At 60.7% G+C, this 5,496-nt stretch carries 3 rRNA genes; all 3 read right to left on the minus strand.

The window, feature by feature from the left end:
• Position 1: 1 nt before the first annotated feature.
• Positions 2 to 118 (minus strand): 5S ribosomal RNA (gene rrf / locus QRX40_RS08585).
• A 167-nt stretch (positions 119 to 285) separates the two neighbouring features.
• Positions 286 to 3,355 (minus strand): 23S ribosomal RNA (locus tag QRX40_RS08590).
• Between the two features lie 410 nt (positions 3,356 to 3,765).
• Positions 3,766 to 5,290 (minus strand): 16S ribosomal RNA (locus tag QRX40_RS08595).
• Together the 16S, 23S and 5S rRNA genes form the textbook arrangement of a ribosomal RNA operon.
• Between the last annotated feature and the right edge of the window lie 206 nt (positions 5,291 to 5,496).

A 5,496-nucleotide genomic window follows, 5' to 3' on the forward strand; every position in this document is an offset into this window, starting at 1 on the left:
ATGGCGGCGGTGTGCTACTCTCCCACACTCTTCCGGGTGCAGTACCATTGCCGTGCTGGGTCTTAGCTTCCGGGTTCGGAATGGGACCGGGCGTCTCCCCCAGGCCATGACCGCCGCGAATCTTCAATTCTGCCGACCCTGCCGGGTCGGGGTCTCCTGGCGGCTTGGGGACCGGATGGTGGACGCGTGTTCCGATTGTCTGATCGCCTGTGCGTGTTCGTGTTCATTGCCGCAGGCATGTGTTTCGCAGTCGGGTTGATGTCGCCGCCCCTCATGGGAGCGGGTGTGGTGTTGTCTTCGACCATTAGTGCCGGTCGGCTCCGCCCCTTGCGGGGTGTCCACGTCCGGTCTATCGACCATGTGTTCTGCATGGGGTCTTCAGAAGCCCGAAGGCTTCATGGAATCCTTATCTTGGAGGGGGCTTCCCGCTTAGATGCTTTCAGCGGTTATCCCATCCGAACGTAGCCAACCGGCCGTGCCGCTGGCGCGACAACCGGCATACCAGAGGTTCGTCCACCCAGGTCCTCTCGTACTATGGGCAGGGCTCCTCAAGATTCCAACGAGCGCAGAGGATAGAGACCAAACTGTCTCACGACGTTCTGAACCCAGCTCGCGTGCCGCTTTAATCGGCGAACGGCCGAACCCTTGGGACCTGCTCCAGCCCCAGGATGCGACGAGCCGACATCGAGGTGCCAAACCATCCCGTCGATATGGACTCTTGGGGATGATCAGCCTGTTATCCCCGGGGTACCTTTTATCCGTTGAGCGATGCCGCGTCCGTACGCCGGCACCGGATCACTATCTCCGACTTTCGTCCCTGCTCGACCCGTCGGTCTCGCAGTCAAGCTCCCTTGTGCGATTGCACTCAACACCCGATTGCCAACCGGGCTGAGGGAACCCTTGGGCGCCTCCGTTACTCTTTGGGAGGCAACCGCCCCAGTTAAACTACCCGCCAGGCACTGTCCCTGGCCGGGATGACCGGCCGAGGTTAGAGGCCAGATGAGGACAGAGCGGTATTTCACATTCCGGCTCCACGGATGCTGGCGCACCCGCTTCGAAGCCTCCCGCCTATGCTACACAGTCCGCACCTAACGCCAATACCAAGGTATAGTAAAGGTCCCGGGGTCTTTTCGTCCTTCTGCGCTTAACGAGCATCTTTACTCGTACTGCAATTTCGCCGAGCTCCTGGTCGAGACAGTGGGGAAGTCGTTACGCCATTCGTGCAGGTCGGAACTTACCCGACAAGGAATTTCGCTACCTTAGGATGGTTATAGTTACCACCGCCGTTTACCGGGGCTTGAATTCACCGCTGCCCCCTCCGAAGAGGGATGACGGATCCTCTTAACCTTCCGGCACCGGGCAGGCGTCAGTGCATATACAGCGACTTACGTCTTCGCATGCACCTGTGTTTTTGGTAAACAGTCGCTACCCCCTGGTCTGTGCCGCCCCCACCGGCTCCGCGCGCAAGGCGCCTCACCGGCAGGGGCCTCCCTTATACCGAAGGCACGGGAGTGATTTGCCGAGTTCCTTGACCAGGATTCGCTCGATCGCTTTGGTATACTCTACCTGACCACCAGTGTCGGTTTAGGGTACGGGCGGCGCCACTCCTCACGCCGAAGCTTTTCTCGACGGAACGGCACACCGGATTCGGGGCACAAGGCCCCCCATCATCACACCTCGCGCTCATGCCGGGCGGATTTGCCTGCCCGACGCGCCGCATGCTTGACCACGGATAACCACCACCGCGGCCCGGCTCCCGTTCCGTGTCACTCCCGCGCTACCCGCCACGCATCCACACGCCGGTCCCACCACATCGGCAGGTCCGAAGACCAGCCTCCGAGGCAGGTAAGGGCACGCTTCCGCGTCTTGGATTGGACGGCTTGACGCCGGTAGGAGAATATCGACTCCTTCATCCATTCGACTACGCCTGTCGGCCTCGCCTTAGGACCCGACTCACCCGGGGACGACGAACGTGGCCCCGGAACCCTTGGTCATCCAGCGGGCGGGATTCTCACCCGCCTCTCGCTACTCATGTCTGCATTCTCACTTCCACACGGTCCACGGCCGGCTCACGCCGCCGCTTCGCCCCATGCGGAACGCTCTCCTACCCAGCACAGCAAACTGCGCTGCCGCGTCTTCGGTGGCGTGCTTGAGCCCCGCTACATTATCGGCGCGGAACCACTAGACCAGTGAGCTGTTACGCACTCTTTCAAGGATGGCTGCTTCTGAGCCAACCTCCTGGCTGTCTATGCGACTCCACATCCTTTCCCACTTAGCACGCGCTTAGGGACCTTAGACGACGATCTGGGCTGTCTCCCTCTCGACGACGGAGCTTATCCCCCGCCGACTCACTGCCGCGATACACCTCGCACGTATTCGGAGTTTGGCTGCTGTCGGTACCCGATACGGGCCCTCAAGCATCCAGTAGCTCTACCCCATGGAGGCACTCACGCGACGCTGCACCGAAATGCATTTCGGAGAGAACCAGCTATCACGGAATTTGATTGGCCTTTCACCCCTAGCCCCAGGTCATCGGCCCGGTTTTCAACCCAGGTCCGTTCGGTCCTCCACGCGGTCTTACCCGCGCTTCAACCTGCCCAGGGCTAGATCATCCCGCTTCGGGTCCAGGACACGCGACTGGAACGCCCTTATCGGACTCGCTTTCGCTACGGCTGCCCCACACGGGTTAGCCTCGCCACGCACCACTGACTCGCAGACTCATTTTTCGATAGGCACGCCGTCACCCCGAAAGGCTCCGACGGATTGTAGGCACACGGTTTCAGAAACTCTTTCACTCCCCTCCCGGGGTGCTTTTCACCTTTCCCTCACGGTACTCGTACGCTATCGGTCAGACAGGAATATTCAGGCTTACCCCACGGTCGGGGCCGATTCACACGGGATTCCACGAGTCCCGCGCTACTTGGGAACAAGAACCGGCAGGCGGCGCGCCTTCGGCTACGGGGCCATCACCCTCTACGGCCGGGAATTCAATCCCGTTCGCCTCACACGCCGCTTTATCACTGCCGCCGGGCCCGTCGGAGCCCGGACGCCAAGTCCCACAACACCCATGCCGCAACCCCCGACGGGTCTCACACGGCACCGGTTTGGCCATCATCCGCTTTCGCTCGCCACTACTCACGGAATATCCTTTCCTGCAGGTACTGAGATGTTTCACTTCCCTGCGTACCCCCCGCACGAATGCGGTGCCGGCCCATAACAGCCGGCGGGTTACCCCATTCGGACACCCTCGGATCAAAGCCCTGTCGGCGGCTCCCCGAGGCCTATCGCGGCCCCACGCGTCCTTCATCGGTCCTGTCTGCCAAGGCATCCACCATGCGCCCTTGCCGACAACACGGCCACAGGCCATGCCACGACAACAACAACTGCGAACTGCCAGACGACAAATCATCACACTAAACGATCACAAAACGATCGACCCGAACCCACTCGCATGGGCCCGGACGAAACAATACAGCAGACAGCCAGCCAGAAAAGCCAGCCATCCGCTCGCGTCCACTATCCAGTTCTCAAGCCACCAGCGCGCCGCCAAGACCCCCACAGGGCAACACCCCATGCAGGAACCCGACGGGCGGCAGGAACACCACCCACCAGGGTGGCGGTCCGGGAACCCAACAGCGCATCCATGCCACAGCCTCAAGACCGTTCCACGCCAGCACGCCCACGCCATCCGACCAACCGGCCGGACCCATGGACTCGACCCCACGACCCATAAACAGGCGGGGGATTTCACTCATATCTCCGTAGAAAGGAGGTGATCCAGCCGCACCTTCCGGTACGGCTACCTTGTTACGACTTAGTCCCAATCGCGGACCTCACCTTAGACGGCTCCCCCCCAAACGGGTTGGGCCACCGGCTTCGGGTGCTGCCCACTTTCATGACTTGACGGGCGGTGTGTACAAGGCCCGGGAACGCATTCACCGCGGCGTTGCTGATCCGCGATTACTAGCGACTCCGCCTTCACGGAGCCGGGTTGCAGGCTCCGATCCGAACTGAGACCGGTTTTCAGGGATCCGCTCCATGTCGCCATGTCGCATCCCGTTGTACCGGCCATTGTAGCATGCGTGAAGCCCTGGACGTAAGGGGCATGATGATCTGACGTCATCCCCACCTTCCTCCGGGTTAACCCCGGCGGTCCCCCGTGAGTTCCCACCATAACGTGCTGGCAACACGAGGCGAGGGTTGCGCTCGTTGCGGGACTTGACCCAACATCTCACGACACGAGCTGACGACGACCATGCACCACCTGTGAACCGGCCCCGAAGGGAAGCCGCGTCTCCGCGGCCGTCCGGCACATGTCAAGCCCAGGTAAGGTTCTTCGCGTTGCATCGAATTAATCCGCATGCTCCGCCGCTTGTGCGGGCCCCCGTCAATTTCTTTGAGTTTTAGCCTTGCGGCCGTACTCCCCAGGCGGGATGCTTAACGCGTTAGCTCCGACACGGAACCCGTGGAACGGGCCCCACATCCAGCATCCACCGTTTACGGCGTGGACTACCAGGGTATCTAATCCTGTTCGCTCCCCACGCTTTCGCTCCTCAGCGTCAGTGACGGCCCAGAGACCTGCCTTCGCCATCGGTGTTCTTCCCGATATCTACACATTCCACCGTTACACCGGGAATTCCAGTCTCCCCTACCGCACTCCAGTCCGCCCGTACCCGGCGCCGATCCACCGTTAAGCGATGGACTTTCACACCAGACGCGACGAACCGCCTACGAGCTCTTTACGCCCAATAAATCCGGATAACGCTTGCACCCTACGTATTACCGCGGCTGCTGGCACGTAGTTAGCCGGTGCTTATTCGAAAGGTACACTCACTCTCGCTTGCTCCCAATCAAAAGCGGTTTACAACCCGAAGGCCGTCATCCCGCACGCGGCGTCGCTGCATCAGGCTTTCGCCCATTGTGCAATATTCCCCACTGCTGCCTCCCGTAGGAGTCTGGGCCGTATCTCAGTCCCAATGTGGCCGGTCGCCCTCTCAGGCCGGCTACCCGTCGAAGCCTTGGCAGGCCATCACCCCGCCAACAAGCTGATAGGACGCGACCCCATCCCATGCCGGTAAACCCTTTCCCGCACCATCATGCGACAGCGCGGAGCATCCGGCATTACCACCCGTTTCCAGGAGCTATTCCGAAGCATGGGGCAGGTTGGTCACGCATTACTCACCCGTTCGCCACTCTCACCGCCAAGCAAGCTTGGCGGATCCCGTTCGACTTGCATGTGTTAAGCACGCCGCCAGCGTTCATCCTGAGCCAGAATCAAACCCTCCACAAAAAACCATGAAGAAGGCCGAAACAGCCCACATCAATAATTGACGGGCCAGCTTCCATAAGGAGGAAACCAACCCACGAAAAACCCCGACACCCCTCACAACGCTCCCACGTACCCGACAACAGCCGGGCGGGCATCGGACTGGCAATCAAAAAGCTATAAGTAGCACAAACACGCTCTTGAGTTCTCAAACCACCACCACACCAACA

Origin of the sequence: Bifidobacterium sp. H6bp9, assembly GCF_032193695.1 — a bacterium.
Classification (GTDB): domain Bacteria; phylum Actinomycetota; class Actinomycetes; order Actinomycetales; family Bifidobacteriaceae; genus Bombiscardovia; species Bombiscardovia kimbladii.